The sequence below is a fragment of the Bacillus sp. V33-4 genome, from assembly GCF_002860225.1.
Lineage (GTDB): Bacteria > Bacillota > Bacilli > Bacillales > Cytobacillaceae > Bacillus_BJ > Bacillus_BJ canaveralius.
The window spans coordinates 22748-40951 of record NZ_PGVC01000022.1 but is presented as its reverse complement, the minus strand read 5'-3'; the positions used below and the strand labels follow the sequence as shown (position 1 = coordinate 40951).

Annotated in this window: 18 protein-coding genes and 1 pseudogene; 2 read left to right on the top strand and 17 right to left on the bottom strand. The window is 40.5% G+C overall.

Annotated elements, in window-relative coordinates; translation table 11 throughout:
• Positions 1-15 precede the first annotated feature (15 nt).
• The 12 genes from CVD23_RS08295 to CVD23_RS08245 all read right to left on the bottom strand — a co-directional run bounded on the left by CVD23_RS08295 (position 16) and on the right by CVD23_RS08245 (position 12570).
• Entirely contained in the window at positions 16-285 is a 270-nt protein-coding gene (locus tag CVD23_RS08295; protein WP_101665724.1) for a hypothetical protein, read from the bottom strand.
• A 259-nt stretch (positions 286-544) separates the two neighbouring features.
• Positions 545-2662 carry an RNA degradosome polyphosphate kinase gene (locus CVD23_RS08290; protein ID WP_374702623.1) on the bottom strand — a complete coding sequence of 706 codons (2118 nt, stop codon included), beginning with the start codon at positions 2660-2662 and terminating at the stop codon, positions 545-547.
• 53 nt (positions 2663-2715) lie between these two features.
• Positions 2716-4245, bottom strand: coding sequence for a Ppx/GppA phosphatase family protein (locus CVD23_RS08285; RefSeq protein WP_257988176.1), 1530 nt, complete (start codon positions 4243-4245; stop codon positions 2716-2718).
• Positions 4246-4414: 169 nt separating this feature from the next.
• Entirely contained in the window at positions 4415-5755 is a 1341-nt protein-coding gene (locus CVD23_RS08280) for an MATE family efflux transporter (RefSeq protein ID WP_101665721.1), read from the bottom strand.
• 186 nt (positions 5756-5941) lie between these two features.
• The gene (locus CVD23_RS08275) at positions 5942-6166 is read right to left on the bottom strand and encodes an STAS domain-containing protein (RefSeq protein WP_257988190.1); all 225 of its coding nucleotides are present in this window, start codon (positions 6164-6166) and stop codon (positions 5942-5944) included.
• Positions 6167-6168: 2 nt separating this feature from the next.
• On the bottom strand, positions 6169-6294 hold the full coding sequence (locus CVD23_RS22410) for a hypothetical protein (RefSeq protein ID WP_257985656.1): 126 nt from the start codon (positions 6292-6294) through the stop codon (positions 6169-6171).
• A gap of 195 nt (positions 6295-6489) precedes the next feature.
• Complete coding sequence (locus CVD23_RS08270) at positions 6490-7197, bottom strand: response regulator (RefSeq protein WP_101665719.1); 708 nt, start codon at positions 7195-7197, stop codon at positions 6490-6492.
• Positions 7175-8785, bottom strand: a complete 1611-nt coding sequence (locus tag CVD23_RS08265; RefSeq protein WP_101665718.1) for an ATP-binding protein — start codon at positions 8783-8785, stop codon at positions 7175-7177. The genes CVD23_RS08270 and CVD23_RS08265 overlap by 23 nt, the downstream gene beginning before the upstream one ends.
• A gap of 80 nt (positions 8786-8865) precedes the next feature.
• Positions 8866-10392: a tripartite tricarboxylate transporter permease gene (locus CVD23_RS08260; RefSeq protein WP_101665717.1), complete on the bottom strand. Its 1527-nt coding sequence runs from the start codon at positions 10390-10392 to the stop codon at positions 8866-8868.
• Between the two features lie 21 nt (positions 10393-10413).
• Positions 10414-10866 carry a tripartite tricarboxylate transporter TctB family protein gene (locus tag CVD23_RS08255; protein ID WP_101665716.1) on the bottom strand — a complete coding sequence of 151 codons (453 nt, stop codon included), beginning with the start codon at positions 10864-10866 and terminating at the stop codon, positions 10414-10416.
• 104 nt (positions 10867-10970) lie between these two features.
• Positions 10971-12002, bottom strand: coding sequence for a Bug family tripartite tricarboxylate transporter substrate binding protein (locus CVD23_RS08250; RefSeq protein ID WP_101665715.1), 1032 nt, complete (start codon positions 12000-12002; stop codon positions 10971-10973).
• Between the two features lie 247 nt (positions 12003-12249).
• On the bottom strand, positions 12250-12570 hold the full coding sequence (locus CVD23_RS08245) for a VOC family protein (RefSeq protein WP_257988172.1): 321 nt from the start codon (positions 12568-12570) through the stop codon (positions 12250-12252).
• A 56-nt stretch (positions 12571-12626) separates the two neighbouring features.
• Between CVD23_RS08245 and CVD23_RS08240 the strand changes: the two genes are divergently transcribed.
• Complete coding sequence (locus tag CVD23_RS08240) at positions 12627-12974, top strand: hypothetical protein (protein ID WP_101665714.1); 348 nt, start codon at positions 12627-12629, stop codon at positions 12972-12974.
• A 408-nt stretch (positions 12975-13382) separates the two neighbouring features.
• Here CVD23_RS08240 and CVD23_RS08235 read toward each other — a convergent pair whose 3' ends face one another.
• The 4 genes and pseudogenes from CVD23_RS08235 to CVD23_RS08220 form a co-directional block, all read right to left on the bottom strand.
• Complete coding sequence (locus CVD23_RS08235; RefSeq protein ID WP_101665713.1) at positions 13383-15329, bottom strand: electron transport protein; 1947 nt, start codon at positions 15327-15329, stop codon at positions 13383-13385.
• A gap of 140 nt (positions 15330-15469) precedes the next feature.
• Positions 15470-15601 (bottom strand): annotated as a pseudogene (locus CVD23_RS08230) (sporulation protein); the annotation flags it as partial.
• A 150-nt stretch (positions 15602-15751) separates the two neighbouring features.
• A complete protein-coding gene (locus tag CVD23_RS08225) occupies positions 15752-16411 on the bottom strand; it encodes a YitT family protein (protein WP_101577508.1) in 660 nt (219 codons plus the stop codon).
• 185 nt (positions 16412-16596) lie between these two features.
• Positions 16597-16866 carry a DUF1292 domain-containing protein gene (locus tag CVD23_RS08220; RefSeq protein WP_101577507.1) on the bottom strand — a complete coding sequence of 90 codons (270 nt, stop codon included), beginning with the start codon at positions 16864-16866 and terminating at the stop codon, positions 16597-16599.
• A gap of 345 nt (positions 16867-17211) precedes the next feature.
• On the opposite strand from CVD23_RS08220, the gene CVD23_RS08215 reads away from it, so the two are divergent.
• The gene (locus CVD23_RS08215; protein ID WP_101577506.1) at positions 17212-17514 is read left to right on the top strand and encodes a hypothetical protein; all 303 of its coding nucleotides are present in this window, start codon (positions 17212-17214) and stop codon (positions 17512-17514) included.
• Between the two features lie 100 nt (positions 17515-17614).
• Here CVD23_RS08215 and CVD23_RS08210 read toward each other — a convergent pair whose 3' ends face one another.
• Positions 17615-18133: a type 1 glutamine amidotransferase domain-containing protein gene (locus CVD23_RS08210; RefSeq protein ID WP_101577505.1), complete on the bottom strand. Its 519-nt coding sequence runs from the start codon at positions 18131-18133 to the stop codon at positions 17615-17617.
• Positions 18134-18204: the final 71 nt, after the last annotated feature.

Genomic DNA, 18204 nt, shown 5'->3' with positions numbered 1-18204 from the left:
CATTATGCGTCTATATCACGTTATCATCTTCCGGTATTTCCGATCAATGAATTGAATGTCTGAGACTAAAGCAAGGTATTTTTGCTGTTTAGATGATAATTCCCACTCCAATTCTTCCAAAATATCATAGTAATCCACATAATCACTGCTTTCAACTTTGTGATAATATTTTATTAATATTGCTTCAAGCACATCGTCGACATTATCTTTCAAAATTTCATCAGCAATCACAAACGGCGATTCGCCACGAAAGATGAGTGGAGTAAGCTCGAAATCCGTGTTCATCGCATACCCATTTCCAACATGTTCGAAAAAAAGATATCCTTCTGCTAACCAAAACTTTTACCTTTCTTTGTCCTGTCCACTTACCCCGTAATGGGATCATATGTTGGCTTTTCTTCTCCAGCCCTTCGCGTTTAAATTACTTACTAAAATAAGTGCATTCATAAGTGATACTCCTTGGGCATCAGGGCGGTCACTACAGCACCACTCCCCCTTTACTTGAATGGTTGAACTAGGGCAAAATGAGCGTTCATAACACCTGTTATTCTTCATCATCAGTCACCTGGTACGCCATACCCAAAAAGATCATTTGACTGTCGATTTCCTGGTCATCAGCATTTCTTGTTACATAAGAATAATTCCCATATTGGTCTTGTTCGCGGGCTTTAGCATTATCACTTAGTTGAATTGTTAGCATTTTTTTCAGCCGAGCCTTCAGCTCATCGTTGATAACAGGAAAGGCAATTTCAACACGTTTTTCCATGTTGCGCGTCATTAAATCAGCGGAGGAAAGGATCATTTTTTCTCGGCCATTGTGATGAAAGTAGTATATTCTGCTATGCTCTAAATAACGGCCAACAATGCTGATGACCCGGATATTGTCACTAACCCCTTCGATCTTCGGACGCAGGCAGCAAATTCCCCGCACAATAAGATCGATCTTGACTCCAGCCCGTGAAGCTTCATACAGCTTGACGATTATTTTTTTGTCTGTGACTGAATTCATTTTCAGAATGATCCTGCCGTTCCCAAATTGCTGATGGTACTCTATTTCCTGGTTAACCAGTCGAATTAAATATTTACGAATATCCATAGGGGACACATAAAAATGCTGAAAATCCGGTTTTTCCATAAAACCGCTTAAATAATTAAAAAAATTTGTCGCATCTATCCCGAATTCAGGATTTGACGTTATTAATCCTAAATCAGTGTAAAACTTTGCTGTCTCTTCATTATAATTTCCGGTTGCCAGGTGGACAAAGCGTTGAATGGTTTCATTCATTTTGCGGACAATGAGCGTGATTTTACTATGCGTCTTCAAGGACGTTTTCCCGTAAATAACATGGCAGCCTGACTTCTCGAGTTCCTTTGCCCAATGTACATTATGCTCTTCATCAAACCGCGCTTTCAGCTCAACAAGAACAAGCACTTGCTTCCCATTTTCAGCCGCCTTTTTTAAATTTTCGATTATTGGGGAACTTGCACTGACCCGGTAAAGAGTTTGTTTAATGGCCAGCACATTTGGGTCCTCAGCGGCACACCTGACTAAATCTATAACAGGCTCAAACGATTCATAAGGATGGTGCATTAAAATATCTTTACTTGCGGCAATATCAAAAATATGTGGCTGTTCCCCGTTTGTATTCTGGATAAGATCCTGCGGAGGCTGGGGCATATACGTTTCAAAAATGAGATGTTCCTTGACGGGAGCAATTTGTTTGTAAAAACTGAATAAAAACGTTAAATCAAGAGGACCGTTGATAAAATAAATATCCTTTTCATGTATTTCCAATTCATCTAATAAATAAGTTAATATTTCAGGATCAAAAAAGTCTTTGGCGACTTCTAAACGGACGGTCGCTCCCCACTTTCTCATTTTCAACTCTTCTTCAATTTCCTCTAACAGGTCTCTGGCGCCCTCTTCGTGTATTTCCAGATCTGCGTTTCTGGTGATGCGAAATTGAGTCACTGATTCAACATGTAAGCCATGAAACAGTTTATGTACAAAGTGGCTTATCAAATCTTCAATTAATACAAATTGTTTGATGCCATTTTCTGCTTTGTTTGGAACTTCTACAAACCGTGCGAACCCTCTTGGTACTTGCACAATTGCTAATTTTATTATGTCAGTTGATAATTCATCCTTTTCGGAAAGAACAATGGCGATATTCATGCTTCTATTGGCCAACAAAGGAAAAGGCCGGTAAGCATCAATTGCCATCGGTGTTAAAACAGGAAAAATAACTTTGTCAAAATGCTGTTCCAGGTACATTAATGAATCGTGTTCAAGTTCCTTGATTGAAAGAAAGGAAATATTCTCTTTTGCGAGTAGCGGTAGTAGTTGCTTGAAAGTGAGGTATTGTCTGCACACCATTTCATGCGTAAATTTCGTAATTTCAGTTATTTGTTCTTTCGGTGTTAATCCCGCTTTATTTTCTGGCTTCATATAGCCTACTTTTATCTGATCCTTGAGACCGGCTACCCGAACCATATAAAACTCATCGAGATTTGAACTGAAAATCGCCAGGAATCTGAGCCGTTCAAGCAACGGATTCCGTTCATCCATTGCTTCTTCCAAAACTCGGTTATTAAACGCTAACCAACTAAGTTCCCTATTATTAAAAAAAGCAGGTTGATTTAAATCGATTTTCTGTTGCAAATTGATCACTCCCTTTTCTAATGGGGATATTTTCAAATTTCTTTCACTTAAAGTTAAGTTTGCCATTTAAAATGCAAGCTGATGCTTTTCCCCAGGGCTTGTTCCAAATGCTTGACCTGTTTTCCTGCTGCCTGTTGCTCCACTTTCCAGCTCTGATCGCACAACAGCTCCATATTAATATTATCTTTTCCGTGTATAAAACGTACATCCTGTATAATGTCTCTTTTTGTACTGCTTAAAATGAATGAAAACTTTAGTATTGCTCCAAGGATCTTTATTTTCTGTTTGTCTTCATTAGTAAACCAATCCCGAAAAGGATTAATATTCTCCTTAAAAGACTTTTTTGAATGATAAGAAGCCAATAAAGCCAGTTTTATCCTGTCACGATGGGAAAGTCCGTCAATATTACGGATCGACAACAGATAAAATGTATGCGCAGTGGCTGAATCTCTTTCAAAAAACTCGCCCAATTTATAAATAGAGCTGGCATTTCTTAGATCTTTTAAATTATCCTCATTCAATTCAACCATTTCCTCGTTACGGATAGCGTTAAAGATTTTCTCAGCGGTTTTAGCGGCTTGAGTTCTTTTCTCCACATCCAAATCATACTCAGTTGCCATTTGATAAAGGCTTCTCTGAAGCGGCTGTTGACTTGAGTCTATGCTCCCTTCATTGATGAGCTGCTGATATAAAACTCCGTCCCTGATTCCTGTTCGGCTAATTTGAAAAAATGGTGCATTTACAATCTGATAAAGTGCCAGAAATACTTCAATTGCAGGAATGATAATGTCTGACCGTTCTTTCGAAAGCCCTTCGACACGTTGGATTTCTTCATAGGTTAACAAAGATAATTTTTCTTGCACCGTCAATATATCTTGTTGGTTAATCTCATATTGATGGATGGAATCAATCGGGTAGTTCTTGATTGCCTGGTCGATTTTCGCTATATTTCTGGCGCTTCCGCCAATACCAATAACCGGCAGCCGGCAATTTTTTAGCCAATCAATTTGCTGAAATGTAGTTTGTAAAAATGAAGACAGTTGGGATAATTCTTCGGATGTAGGAATCTTATCTTTTATAAATTGTTGTTTTAAACTGATTACGCCAAAAGGAAAACTATGGGTGTGGACCATTTTTCGGTTTGAGAACAGGGTAATTTCCGTGCTGCCGCCGCCAATGTCAATCGTTATTCCATCCTTCAGATAAGTAGCGTGAATGACACCGAGAAAACCATAATACGCTTCGGATTCTCCTGGCAACACTTCGACAGAAAACCCCATTTTTTTATGTATCAATTGTTTTATTTCGGACTGATTTTGCGCTCTTCTTATCGCGGCGGTGGCAACCACTTTTATTGATGTGACCCTATGTAAAGCGACTACTTCTTTAAAAACACTTAAAGTGTCCAACAAAATATTAAGACCTTCGGAGGTTAATATTTGCTCACTATTCAGATAGTTTTGCAGGCGGGCTGAAACCTTAATATTCTCAATTTCCTTCAAAATACTTTCCGCTTTATGATTGTAAATAGTCAGTCTAATTGTGTTAGAGCCTATATCAATTACGGCTAATATTCTTGCCATGTTTATCATCCTTGCTTGTTTATTGTTCTCTACCTGAAGAAGGTTTGGGTTTTTGTTTCCCTTCGATTTAGCGCTTCGCAGATATATACCTTTAAGATACCCAATGACGATCATTTTGAAAAGCAGGATTAAGTCTTTATGAACCGTGCTGTATCTGCCCTACCAGCCTTTATTCACTCTTTTTAAAAATTACCTGCCTGCGCCATCTTCCAAATCTATAATACAGATACGCAATAATGCTGCTGATGACAAAGCTTATACCCATACCCAATGCGATCCCTTTGTCCCCGAACATCCCGGCAAACCAATAGGTTAAAGGGTAGCGAAGCACCCAGAAGGAAATGACGTTTAAGATCAGCACCTGGAACATGGCTCCTGCGCCTCGGACAACACCGTTCAGGATAAAATTGATTCCAAGAAACGGGTAGAAAAACGCAACCAATTTCAAATATGTGGTCCCAAACTCCAGGGCCGCTGCTTCCTGAATGAACAGCCTGATGCTTACACGTGCTAACAGGAACGTGACGGCAGAAATAAGAAACATAACTGCTAGATTATACAGCGTCCCATATAGGGCGATTTTATGGAGTCGATCCCAGCGATTAGCCCCGATATTCTGCCCGGCCATGCTGTTGACGGCTGTACCGAGTGCCATCGCCGGAATCATGATGATACTGTCGAGCCGCTGCGCCGCTCCAAACCCGGCGACAACATCAGCACCCAGTGAATTAACTACGCTCATGATCGCCATCACTCCTGCTGAGATAACCACCATTTGCAGCCCGGCAGGAATTCCAAGCTTTAGAATGATGCCAACTTCTTCTCTTCGGGGAATTTTGGGAAGCGTAAAAGGTGCCAGGCATAGACGCAAAATATAAGCCAATCCGTATAGGAAGGCAATTCCCTGGGATAGAATTGTCGCGTATGCAGCGCCGTCAATTCCTAATCCGAAAACTTTAATAAAAACTGGATCAAGGACTGCATTTAAGACGACAGCAACAACAACGAAATAGAGCGGAGTTTTGCTGTCCCCGAGCGACCGCAGCACAGTGCCAATAAAGTTATACCCGAACAAAAATAAAATCCCAAGAAAATTGATTTGCAAATAGGATGTCGCTTCAGCCACCATTGGTTCCGGTGTATCGAGCAGCAACAAGATCTCTTTGGAAAATACAAACCCAATTGCACCCAGCATTAATGACAATATTGTCTGCAAAACAACAAACGCATTTAGATAATTTTTTAAACCTTCTTCGCTGTCTTTCCCTTTTTGTTGGGAGAGGATCGTCAATGAAGCGTTGTTAATCCCGATAATAAAAGACAAGACAGTGAAAATAACCGTCGCGGATACGGAGATGGCTCCAAGTGCGTTAGCCCCGAGGAGATTTCCGACCCATAGACTGTCGATAAATTGATATGAAACCTGCAGTATATTTGTCAGCATAATCGGTGTTGAAAAAACAATCAGCTGCTTATAGATGCTTCCAGTCGTAAAATCATGCTGTGCCATGTAATTCACCTGTTTCCTCGATAAATACATCTTCTATTATTACCCTTTCATTCACCAAGGGCTAATATTTTGTTTTACAGTAGCTTATAAGTATTTAAAGAACAATGCCGTACATAACATTTATTCGTTTTTTTCGTGTTCAATGAAAAAAAGAGTTGCCGCAGCAACCCCCGCTATAAATTATATTTACAGCTTTATACTTTCCAGTGCTTGCTTAACCGTAGCAAATGTCTGAATAGATGACATGTCAATACCTGCAATTACGACTGTTTGTGCTAATTTCGGCCGTAGACCTGTCACAATTGTGTGTATCCCAAGCAAACGGAGAACGTTTTCGATTTGATATAGGTATTCTGCAATTTCTGCGTCAATTTTCAAAATTCCGGAAAAATCGACAATTAAGTAATCAATGTTTAGTTCGCTAATTCCCAGTCAGGAATATCTGCATGTATTTTTTCAAGTACATATTCAACAATTTCAACAGCTATTTCTTCTGCATTAACTATTAAGTAGTTTCCAACACTAGCAATCGAATTCATCTTTTTCTTTATTCCCCTAGTCTTTTTTTTAATTATAACCTATAAGCTATACAACTCTGCATAAAATAACATGTTTTGATGATAATTTATAATTTTCTATTAATAGAATGAATTTCATAAAGCAATTCTTTAATTGAAAAACGAACATTGACTTAGAATTGATAGTCATCGGCATTCCAAGATGCTATTACTATCTTAATCCTTTACCACATAAACCCTCTCTGGTCGTCCAACCGTTCCATAAGCTAGATCGGCTTGGACCTTTTCTTCAGACATGAGATGTTCAAGGTATCTTCTCGCTGTGGTCCGGCTTACCCCAATTTCTTTCGCGACAGTTTCGGCTGTTAAACCGGAATTGACTTTGCCAAGGACTTCTAATACTTTATCCAAAGTGAGCGGATCGATTCCTTTTGGCAAAAACGATTTGTCGCTTCCGCTACCATCGATGTCTTTCCTTAGAAGCTTGTCCACTTGTTCCTGTGTGACTAGTAAACTTTCTTTGCTTAGCTCATGAAGTTTGGTGTGATATTCCTTATATCGGTTTAGGGATTGCCTAAACCTTTCGAAAACGACAGGCTTGATGATGTAATCAAAGATTCCTATACTAACAGCCTCCTGAACCTTATGTATTTCTTTTGTAGCGGTGATCATGATGACATCTATTTGTTTTGTTTGCTGCTTCGTCTCTTTTAATAGATCGATCCCGTTCATGTCTGGAAAGTAGACATCCAGCAGAAGAAGATCCGGTTTTATAATATCAATAAAGCTCTTTGCTTCCATGTAACTGGCCGCAATCCCTATCGTTTGGAACCCATCAATCTGTTCAATAAACCGCTTCTGGATTTCTGCGATCCTCAGGTCATCCTCGACGATCAAAACTTCAATATTCCGGCTGTCCTTCATTTAGTTTACCTCCTTTTTTCGGTATAGCAACAGTAAAGATCGTTCCCTCTCCCAGCTTGGAAGAAAAGCTGATCGATCCACCTAATCTTTCTATCGTGTTGTTCACAAGGCTTAGTCCAATCCCGGCGTTGCCATGTATGTTTTTCGTCGTAAACCCTTCCTGAAAGATTTTTCCGTTGTTTTCGATGGCTATTCCCCCGCCATTATCTTCAACCTCGATGATCAACTCCTTGCCAAGGTCCGTCAGGAATAAAGAAACTTTCTTGTCTTCGAGTCTATTCTCGCGTACAGCTTCAAAGGCGTTATTAATCAGGTTACCAATAATTGTGACCAATTGGTCCCTGCTTATGTCGACGGGAACATCTGTAAAACTGCTCTCCCGGTCTACGGAAAAATTGATTTTTAGCTCGCTCGCCAAACTGATCTTCCCTAAAATAAACCCTGCCAGTATAGGATCAGGTATTTCTTTCATAAGGAAACGAATGAATCCTTGGGCTACATCTACTTCTTTTGAGATAAAATCAATCGCTTCTTTATAGGAACCTAGCTGAATCAAACCAAGCAGGGTGTACATCCTGTTTGAATACTCATGGGTTTGTGCACGCAACCCTTCGGCGTAGGCCTTTACATGGGATAGCTCCTGTAAAAGAGATGAGAGCTCAGATTTATTTCTCATGCTTGCTACTGCGCCAATCACTTCACCGTGTTTATCTAAGATTGGGACACGGTTTGCAAGAAAAACCTCTCCGGCAATCATGAATTCACGGTCATATTCAGCTTTTCCTGAGCTGACTACATCAAGAAGATGAGTATGTTCAATGATGTCTTCTATTCTTTTGCCACGGAGAATGGTGGTAATTGGAATATTCATAATTCTGTGTGCTGTCTCATTCACAACGGTAATCCGGCCTGCAGTATCGATGGCTATAATCCCTTCATGAATCGATTCCAGTATTGCATGCTTTTCCTGATACATCCAGGCAATTTCATTCGGTTCGAGTCCGAAAATCGCCCTTTTGATATTTAGAGAGATTAATAAAGCAGAGAGCAACCCCCCTACTAAAATGATCATTGTAGTGATAAAAATTTTACGCTGTATTGCTGAAACTTCCTTTTCGATATCTGTTTGTAAATACCCGACAGACACGACCCCGATCACTTGATCCCCGCTCATGATCGGAGCTTTGCCCCTTAATGACGGTCCAAGAGTGCCCGTTGATTCTGAAATGACCGATTTCCCTTTAAATACACGGCCATTATCTCCTCCCACCATTTTTTGTCCAATCCTCTCAGGGTTTGGATGGGAATAGCGAATTTCCTCCCTATTACCGACAACGATAAATTCTGCTCCGACCTGTTTCCGTATTGTTTCGGCGATCGGCTGGATGATAAAGGCGGGATTTTCTGACTGAAAAGCCCGTTCAATTTCCGTCATACTGGCAATCGTTTCAGCAATTGCTAATGCTTTCGTGCCTATATCATGTTCAAGGTTGGATTCCATGATGTTTTTAAAAGTATATTCATATACCACACCCAGGAAGATAATCACAATGCTGATTCCAAGCATTAGTTTGGTATGTAAACGCATCCAATCACCTCTCTTTTAATCATATAGAAAAAAACCCCTTGAAAAAAGGAGTTTTTTGCGGCAGTTTAATATAAATAATCTTAAGCTTCTTCATTGACGATGACCTGTTTGCCTCTCATTTTTAAAATCATTGGTACTACAAGCCAGAGGGCGGTTACCAAAAGAAATGCAAGGGAAATCGGCCGGTCAAAGAAAATTCCGTAGTCCCCATTTGAAATGGTCAACGCTCTGCGAAGGTTGTTCTCTATCATGGGCCCTAAAACAAGACCAAGAACAAGCGGAGCAATCGGGCAATCATTTTTGCTGAAAAAATACCCCAGAACACCGCACGCCAGCAATAGCAGCAAATCATTGGTCGACACCTGGACGGCATAGACGCCAAAGATGGAAATGGCAATGATAATCGGAATTAAAAATTGCTTTGGTGTCTGGATAATTTTTGCAAACACTTTGACGAGCGGAAGGTTCAGAATCAACAGCATGACGTTTCCTATGAACATGCTCGCTATCAGGCCCCAGGCGACCTGCGGATGGTCTTCGAACAATAATGGACCTGGCTGAACATTGTACATCATCAGGGCTCCCATCAAGATTGCTGTCGTACCTGAACCTGGAATTCCTAAAGTGAGCAATGGGATCATCGCTCCACCGGACGCTGCATTATTTGCTGATTCAGGTGCTGCGACACCAGCAATCGCTCCTTTTCCAAATTTCGCTGGATTCTTTGAAAGTTTTTTTTCCATGATATATGAGAAGAAAGAAGCCAGGGTTGCACCTGCACCTGGCAGTATCCCTATAAAAAATCCTAAAAGAGAGCCGCGCGCAATGGGTGCTGCCGACTCCTTCAGTTCTTCTTTAGAGGGAAGCAAATTATTAATTTTCGCAACCTCACCGTTGTCCTCATCTTTTTCAAGGATTGTCTTGAAGACTTCTCCGAGCGCAAACAACCCTACTGCTATCGTCAGAAATTCTATGCCCTGGTACAGCCATGGTACTTCAAAGGTGAAACGTGCCATTCCTGAAACATTATCAATGCCAATCGTCCCAAGCAGCAATCCTGAAACTGTCATAATCAGCGCCTTTGTGACTGATTTCCCTGCTAATCCACTGACAGCGGCAAGTCCCAGGAGCATAAGGGAAAAATATTCTGCCGGGCCGAATTTCAGCGCTACGTTCGATAATGGCTTGGCCAGGCCAATTAAGGCCACCAGCGTAAAAATTCCCGCAACGAATGAACCAATAGCCGCGATTGATAACGCGCTGCCTGCCCTTCCCTGTTTCGCCATTTGGTATCCATCCAATGTCGTCACGACCGAAGAGGACTCACCTGGTGTGTTTAGCAAAATAGAAGTTGTCGAACCTCCATACATGGCCCCATAATAGACTCCGGCAAGCAAAATAATGGCACTTGTGGCAGCCTGTTCCGGCGGCAGGCCTCCCGTTATCGAAGCTGTAACGGGAATGAGCAAGGCAACTCCACTCATTGGGCCAATCCCCGGGAGAACGCCAACTGCAGTCCCAATTAACACACCGACGAACGCAAAAATCAAATTATACCAAATGAATGCTGTATCAAAACCTTGAATTAAGTAATCGATTGTTCCCATCAGCAATCCCCCCTTCCAATACTAAAACCAGACAGGCCACCCCGGAAGCGTCCCTTTCAGCACTTCAACGTACAAGTAATAGACCAACCCAGAAAAACAGGCCGATATAATAAGGGATGAAATCACCTTTGTACGTTCCATTGTCTGACAGCACACAAACAGAAAAAGAAAAGTCGTGATCACATACCCGATTGTTTCCAACGTTAAAATATACAACAATGTTGCTGTAAGAATGATGAGAAAAGGCTTGTATTCCCTTTTTTCCTGTTTTTCCGCATGTGAAGCGGTACCTTTTGCTTCAAAAAACAAGCGGATACTTAATAAAACTAGCAATAGTCCTAAAAAGAACGGAAAAATATCAGGCCCTACTACACTTCCATATGCCGAACTCGCAATCCCCCTGCTTCCAATCATAAAAAGCACTCCGACAGCCAGAAACAAAATGGCTGCAACACGATCAAATTTCAACTCCATAAGTTTATCCCCCTGCTCGTTGCAAATTCCTCTTCCTACTTTTTAATGATAGCGTGAGGTGAACCGCAGTTGACATTTAAGGGGAGGACGTTCCCCTTAAATGATTATTTTTCCATACCAAGAGCTTCTAACAGTTGCTGTACTTGTTTTTCCTGGTCATCCAAAAACTTCTTGAAGTCTGCACTGTTCTTATAGTCTAACTCCCATCCCTGTGTTTCGACTTCCGTCTTCCATTCATTTGAGTCTACTAATTTCTCAATAGTCTTTTCCCAATATGCTTTTGCTTCCTCAGACATTTTTTCCGGTCCGAATACTCCGCGCCAGATTGTAAACTCCGCGTTAATTCCCTGCTCTTTTGCTGTTGGGATATCTTTAAAGTCTCCTGCCAGCCGTTCCGGTGAAGTGACGGCCAACACCTTGACATCTCCCGCCTTTAAAAACTCTTTGACACTTGAAGCATCCGTGCCAATCACATCCGCATTGCCGCCAAGCAAGGCAGTGATTGCTTCGCCGCCGCCATCATAAGAAACATATTTAATCTTCGTTGGATCAATTCCGTATTCATACGCTGGAAGAATGGATACAAGGTGGTCCATCGATCCTGGTGCAGATCCACCAGCAAATGTAAGTTTCTGAGGATCTTTTTTCACTTCCGCCAGCACAGATTCCAAATTACTGAATGACGAATCTGCTTTGACAACAATCGCTCCATAATCCTTCGTAAGCTGCGCCAATGGTGTCGTGTTCTTGTAGCCATATGGACTGTTTCCTTCTTTTTTTAGATTATTGATGATGATGGGCGGTGAGTTTACAAATAGCATATCGTTATTTTGTACTTGCTGGGTCGCATATTCCGCCATAAAGACAGCACCCCCGCCACCCGGTTTGTTTTCTACTGTCATAGGCTGTTCAACCAGTTTTGTTTCGCTTAAAACTTTTACAAACGAACGGGCCGTTAAATCCCAGCCTCCTCCCGCTCCTGATGGGGCAACCACCGTAATCGCCTTATTCGGATAGCCTGTCTTCTCCTCACTTCTTTGAACCTTGGCCGACGGTTCATCGCTGCTGCATGCCCCCAAAGCACCAACCAACGCGAAAGCGAGCATCATTCCTGAAACTTTTTTTATTGTAAACATTTAAATTCCCCCTTTGTAATCGCTTTCTTAATTTTACAAAAGTTAAAACTATTTTAAATATTAATTAAATAAAAAGCATAAAAAACTTAAAATCAATTTTGTTCATAAAGTTCACCCAAGCTTTACTCTGGTTTTTTTATAAAAGAAAAAAGCAATGTCACTCTCTTGTCATATCAGTAAAGACCCGCTCTGCATATAGCAAAGCGGGTCAAGTATTTCATGTGAACTGATTACTGTTCTTCAATAACTAACATATTAGATTCATCAAATTCCCAGTCATCTCCGTATGCAACTTCCCAATAGTAGCATCAAGGTCAGTGAAATATCCGCCATAGCCGCCCCAATCTGTTCTTGTCGTCTCTTTTTTTATTTCCGCGCCAGCTAATTCTGCCTTCTTCAAAATTTCATCCACTTCTTCAAGATATTTCGCATTATAAGCTAATGTAATCCCTGAAAACCCAGGAGCTATCGCAGGAGGCTTGTCTTTATTAACATCTTTAGCTAACTCATATAAAGTTTGATACTTGGAAAAAGTTGATCCGCTTAAACAACTAGAATAAGTACTCAAAATAATCAAAAAATGATAGTATAAAAGAAAAGGGTTTACTTAAGGAGGTGGAAATTTTGGCTTGGGACTGCTATGAAGAAACCCATCAAAATGGAAAAACCTACTTTAACGAGCTTGAGACTCCGATGGGACAATTTTGGGTAAATTTAATCACAAACGTGGACACGGATATAACTCCGTACAGTGTATATCTGCCTACAATTGCAGTGTGTTCTTCGTCAGTAAAAGACCAATTATTGTCGAGGATTAAACAAAAGGTGAACGAAATGGACAGGGCAATACAGCCAGAGTATGTTGGCAGACTTAGCGTTATAGTAATCGAACTGAACGAGATTGACATTGCCAAGAAAGTAATGGAAGAAGTAAAGCAGGTTGTAGAAGATTTTGCTGCAGTTAAAATATAAGACCCAGTGGGTCGTTTTTTTATGTCATTGTTGAACTTATATTGAGTTTTATATGCTCTCTCCTGGCTTTAGCAGCTTTAATCTAAATTATTCTAATATATAGGTATGACTTTCCAATTGTTGTATTTTTACATTTCTTGCTTTTAATAAAGATTTTCTACTTGTCCTTTTTTATGATTTTTTATAGACTAATTTATAGATTTCTAAAAAAAGAAATTATCTGAAGATAATAATAAATAAATGAGGAACAACAATATATTTTCAACCAAATCCTTTTACCGCTCCTTATTGGCGGATTTACAACTGTAACCGTTGCATCTGTAATAGTGGCAAGCATCTTGATGGGAACGTTATAAATCATGTTAAAACCCGGCACATTTTGCCGGGTTTTTGCTTAGAGTATGTTATTTAAGGCATTTTCAAAGACATTAAGTATTCGACCAGCGCCTTTTGTTCGGTCTCAGAAAAGCCATTGTCGGAGTCAACCCAAAATTCATGCCCTTTACCAGTAACTCTAACATCTTGTAAGTGTTGCGATGATTGATTGTTTTTGATAACCTCTTGCCGCAAATCTCGATCAATCAATGCCAGCAAGCTATTTTGCGGATCTGCAGGTTTCCCTTTTAAAATCGTGTTAGCGACACCAGCGTCTTTTAGCGATTGTCCCACTGCTACACCGCCATCGTGCAAATAAGGCGCGCCCCAATACAACCCGATCAGGCTTGGAACTTTATAACCTCCGGGAGATCCATCTTTAGCCCAGGCAAGTTTGATTTGCTCCGGATCAAACTGCTTTGTTGGCACCTTCAATACTTTTGCATTTTCGGGAACGGGTACGGGTGTATTAGGAGCATACAGCCCACTCTCGCCGAACAACGTCTCTGTTTTCCTAAATGCGGCAGCTCTTGTCGGCTCGGTACCAAGCACTTGTGACGATATGACCTGATTGTTTGTGAAATAGTTCCCTGCATGGCAGGAAATGCAGCCTGCGTTTACAAACACACTCCTTCCCTGGTTCGCCATCTCCTTGTTTATTTTCTTCTTTCTCTGTGGCGGTTCAAGTGTATTCTGCCATGCCGCCACACTATTATTTTGCTCATTTACTTTGTGATCCGGCGCACTGACATGCAGGCCATCTGGCGCGACCAGTGTAATTTTTGGAAAAGAAGGCGGTTTAACCATTTGGTTTAAGCCGGGAACGCCCGGGGTTGGATCGATATCTGCGAAAAAGCTCGATGGTTTTTGCCCTTTTTTCGGATCATACCGATATTTTTCGGCAGCGGAATTTTGAAGAATGGTTCCGAGATAAACCTCCGGGTCTATACCAAAAAGAACTTGGCTTGATGGCGCCTGCGCAAGACTATCTGAATTTTGCGCATGAACATTATTGCTGAACGCGCTTAACCCTTTAAACGGGCCAGCCATTGCGGCTCCGCTCCAACTGAATGGGTGATCTCCTAAAGTAAAAGCATCAGGGATTTGAGTCGGATTGCTTTTCATATCAATGGATGAATCAAAATTACCGCGCGGCCATTTTAATAGTGTGCGGTCTACCGAGTTTTCTAACAGATAAGGATCCGGCAGTAATTCTTGTTCGCCACTACTATTAGTGACCGAAGCTGAATTTTCATTTAAGAACTTTTTAAGAGAAGTAACTTCAGAATGAGTAAAATATGAAGCTGTATTAGGAGCAAGTGCCATAATGAGCCCTGTGTTTAAATCTGGATTTGTGACACCTTCCATTACCTGTTTGTTAGTGGGATCAACTGTTGCATGACAGGCAGCACAACTGATTCCTACCCGGATTCTGCCATCAGATAAAGAAACCGGCATCCCCAATGGAGTATTACTCCCCTTCGCAACATCAATGCCGGTATCGATCAATTCACCTTTATTAAAACTTTTATCTCCGATAACAGCAGATTCTGCAAGCGTAACCCGCAAATTTGTCGTGCCTTGTCCTTTCAGAGCTATAATAGCTTTAGACATATTCGCTATCGTTAAAGGGCCATCTACGACACCCATAATATCTGTAAGAAAAACTTCATTACCAAAGGTTTCCTTGTAAAAAGTTTCTCTGCCTAGTTGTAATAAGGAGTCGTTGATTTCCACTGCACCGTTTTCAGCGGAAAGACTGCTTGCTTTATGTTGTTTTTTTAATTCAACCGCTTCTTCTTTAGAAACCATAGTTCCCCATATATCATAGGAACCTTCACTATTTCTGTTTTCAGTCGAAAGTACCTTATTCCTTGCAGGCATATAAGCATATTCAAAATGGATAAACCTGAAAGAAACAATAGAAATAAGGACAATAGCTATTAAAATAACTGTGACAATAACCCATTTTCTGCGCATTAATCGTTTTTCCTCCATGTCAATGTATAATCTTAGTATTAACCCATTTATGGAGAAAAAATAATCGATCGAGATTTATCATGTTTTGTAACTCTGCTCGAATTTGCGGAAATAACAATTAAATTTGGTTATATCTTCTGCCTATACGGCAGCACCCAATTATATCCGTATAAAGGAACTCCGAGTATAATTTTTCTGCTTGGTACGCGGCCTATTGCAAATTGTATCGTTCTCCTTACTTCGTTGATCGGTGCGACAGGGCCTGGCTCACTTATTGCAAACAAAGACTCACCAGCTTCAACCGTGTGAATGAACATATTCGCTCCCCCCATTTTTATCAATACACTTTTTATATACACTATTTTTAAATATGTTCAGTGTTCTGTTGTACAACCCGATTTAGGTCTTTTCATTGCTATCAGCTATTTTCTTCTCCATCCCATCTCTTGAAAAACGGTGAATTCTATTTTGTATTTATCCACCAAATCAATGATTTTGGTCGATAGGAATTGACAAGTAATCGCAAATAATACGATTTTTAAATCAATCACTAAAGCAGTTAAGAAAAATATCGATATGTTAACCCAAAACATTGCTTTCCCTGGAGACCAATTTTTTTGCATGGCAATGATTAGTGCGATGACGACCATCCCTCCGCTCGATGAACCGTACCTGATTAAAATACCAACGCCGATCCCATACAATACTGCACCTAAAACGATGTCTAATCCTATATTTAATTCAGGCATATACCAAAAAGCAGTTACCCAATTCACGGTAAATGAAGTAATTGATACCGAATACATGGTCCGAAATGTCCATTCGTAGCCGAAATATTTAACGGCTAATGAAAGAGCAATCAAATTCGAAAACCAAAGGGCCAGCCCCAATGAAAGGTCCAGAAAAAAATTTAAAAGAACAGCAAGTCCTGCTGCGCCGCCGGAAGGAATCGAATTAGGAAATAAGAATAACGCCATCCCTATTCCCTGAATAACCCCACCGAATGTTAAATAACCATAGGTAAGCACTTGCCGAAAGAATATTGAGCCTAATGATCGATTGTTTCCCTTCGACAACACCATTATTTCACCCGTCTCCAATCGTCTGATGCCTTTTTTACACCTTGTCCATTCTATGAATAAACCAGGCATTTTATGTTTTACTTCTGCTAATTCTTACTTTCGTCGGGAAGGAAGAAATAAAAAACAGGGGTGGATACTAACATCCCCCCTGCTTGTTGATTCTTGATCGCTCACTTTATGTACATTCAATCTTCCTCTTCCATAATTTCTGCAAATGCAGCAGAAACTTTCTCGAACTCCGCATCGGTTTCGATAGCTGAGAAATCACCATCGTCATCAACCTTTAAAAAGAAAACATCAATGTCGCCTTCGTCGTCCTGCTGGAGGTCTTCGACAAAGCTAACTGCCACATACTCAGAGCCTTCAATATGCATCGATCCAAGCACTTCAACCTCCTGCTCCTCGTCATTTTCATCACTGATCGTAAACACTTCGCCCACTTCAATTTTTTCCATGGAATATTCCCCTCTCATTTGAATTAGCTTAACAATCGAGTAAATTTCATAACGTAATAAGCTAAACCGAAAAACGAATGAAGTTGTCTAAACAAAGTATGCCATAGGAAACGATAATACTATCTTATTTAAATAACTGTTCGTTTTCAGTTAATGAATTACTTTATGAAAATCATTCAATCATTATCTTCCCTAAAAGAAACAAAATAATGCTATCTCTACTTAAAATCAAAACAGATTGTTGATTTTGTATTGGGCAAAACTATGTGCCAACTTTTTTTCCATCAGTGAAAAATCATTCATCTTTTATTATAATTGTCTATAGAACCTTTAAGGAGATTTCAAATGGATCATAAAGAGCTGCAAAAGAAAATAATTGAAAACTATCAAGGTGAGGAGAAAATGATGATTCTCGTATTTGCCCAGTGGTGCGTTAATCATGATCTAAACCCTGAAGAGTTATATTTAAGGGCCTATCCAAACCAGTTCGCTAATGTTGCCTTGAAGGAAGCAATAGATTTAACTGTGCCGAAGGATGAGGCTGGAGAAGTTGCTGACGAAACGCTGCTTAATATTTTATCACTGTTTGGCAATGATGAATTAGCATATGTTGTAACCGAGGAAATAAACAAGAGAAAACCAAATTAGTTGTGTACATATAGACTTTAGGTATTAACAAAAAGCCGTTAAAACGGCTTTTTGTTTGGGGAATTTTAGATTATCAGACTGCTCCTAATTGTGTTTACTTTTATTCCAGTACTTTTATAAACTCGCGCAGATAGTCAGGCAGATCCGGCGGACGGCGGCTTGATACGAGGTGCCCGTCGACGACAACCGGCTCATCAAACCATGTTGCACCTGCATTTTCCATGTCGTCTTTTATCCCGGGCGTACTGGTTACATTTTTACCCTGCAAAATTTTCGCTGAAACCAACACCCAGCCGGCGTGGCAGATTTGCCCGATCGGCTTTTTACTTTCGTCCATATGTTGAATCAGTGAGATCACTTCGGGAAAACGCCGGATCTTATCTGGAGCCCAGCCACCCGGTACAAGGATTGCATCGTAATCTTCAGCTTTGATATCACCGTAAGAGTAGTCAGATATGGCTGGCACTCCATATTTTCCGATATACTTTTCTTTTGCCTTTTCTCCTGCCAGATGGACAACTGCCCCTTCTTCTTGCAGCCTAAGAATTGGATACCATAGCTCAAGATCTTCAAAATCGTGATGCACAAGGCTTACTATTTTCTTTCCTTGTAAACGCATGTTTGTCCTGCCTCCTTTTGAAATTTAAAATCGATATTACTTTTGAAAAGATTCGGGTTAGCCAAAGAGAT

Excerpts from the sequence above, each read along its gene's own strand:
- CVD23_RS08295 (WP_101665724.1), bottom strand. The coding sequence starts at position 285 with ATGAACACGGATTTCGAGCTTACTCCACTCATCTTTCGTGGCGAATCG.
- CVD23_RS08285 (WP_257988176.1), bottom strand. The coding sequence starts at position 4,245 with ATGGCAAGAATATTAGCCGTAATTGATATAGGCTCTAACACAATTAGA.
- CVD23_RS08280 (WP_101665721.1), bottom strand. The coding sequence starts at position 5,755 with ATGGCACAGCATGATTTTACGACTGGAAGCATCTATAAGCAGCTGATT.
- CVD23_RS22410 (WP_257985656.1), bottom strand. The coding sequence starts at position 6,294 with ATGAATTCGATTGCTAGTGTTGGAAACTACTTAATAGTTAATGCAGAA.
- CVD23_RS08270 (WP_101665719.1), bottom strand. The coding sequence starts at position 7,197 with ATGAAGGACAGCCGGAATATTGAAGTTTTGATCGTCGAGGATGACCTG.
- CVD23_RS08265 (WP_101665718.1), bottom strand. The coding sequence starts at position 8,785 with ATGCGTTTACATACCAAACTAATGCTTGGAATCAGCATTGTGATTATC.
- CVD23_RS08260 (WP_101665717.1), bottom strand. The coding sequence starts at position 10,392 with ATGGGAACAATCGATTACTTAATTCAAGGTTTTGATACAGCATTCATT.
- CVD23_RS08255 (WP_101665716.1), bottom strand. The coding sequence starts at position 10,866 with ATGGAGTTGAAATTTGATCGTGTTGCAGCCATTTTGTTTCTGGCTGTC.
- CVD23_RS08250 (WP_101665715.1), bottom strand. The coding sequence starts at position 12,002 with ATGTTTACAATAAAAAAAGTTTCAGGAATGATGCTCGCTTTCGCGTTG.
- CVD23_RS08235 (WP_101665713.1), bottom strand. The coding sequence starts at position 15,329 with ATGCGCAGAAAATGGGTTATTGTCACAGTTATTTTAATAGCTATTGTC.
- CVD23_RS08225 (WP_101577508.1), bottom strand. The coding sequence starts at position 16,411 with ATGGTGTTGTCGAAGGGAAACAATCGATCATTAGGCTCAATATTCTTT.
- CVD23_RS08220 (WP_101577507.1), bottom strand. The coding sequence starts at position 16,866 with ATGGAAAAAATTGAAGTGGGCGAAGTGTTTACGATCAGTGATGAAAAT.
- CVD23_RS08215 (WP_101577506.1), top strand. The coding sequence starts at position 17,212 with ATGGATCATAAAGAGCTGCAAAAGAAAATAATTGAAAACTATCAAGGT.
- CVD23_RS08210 (WP_101577505.1), bottom strand. The coding sequence starts at position 18,133 with ATGCGTTTACAAGGAAAGAAAATAGTAAGCCTTGTGCATCACGATTTT.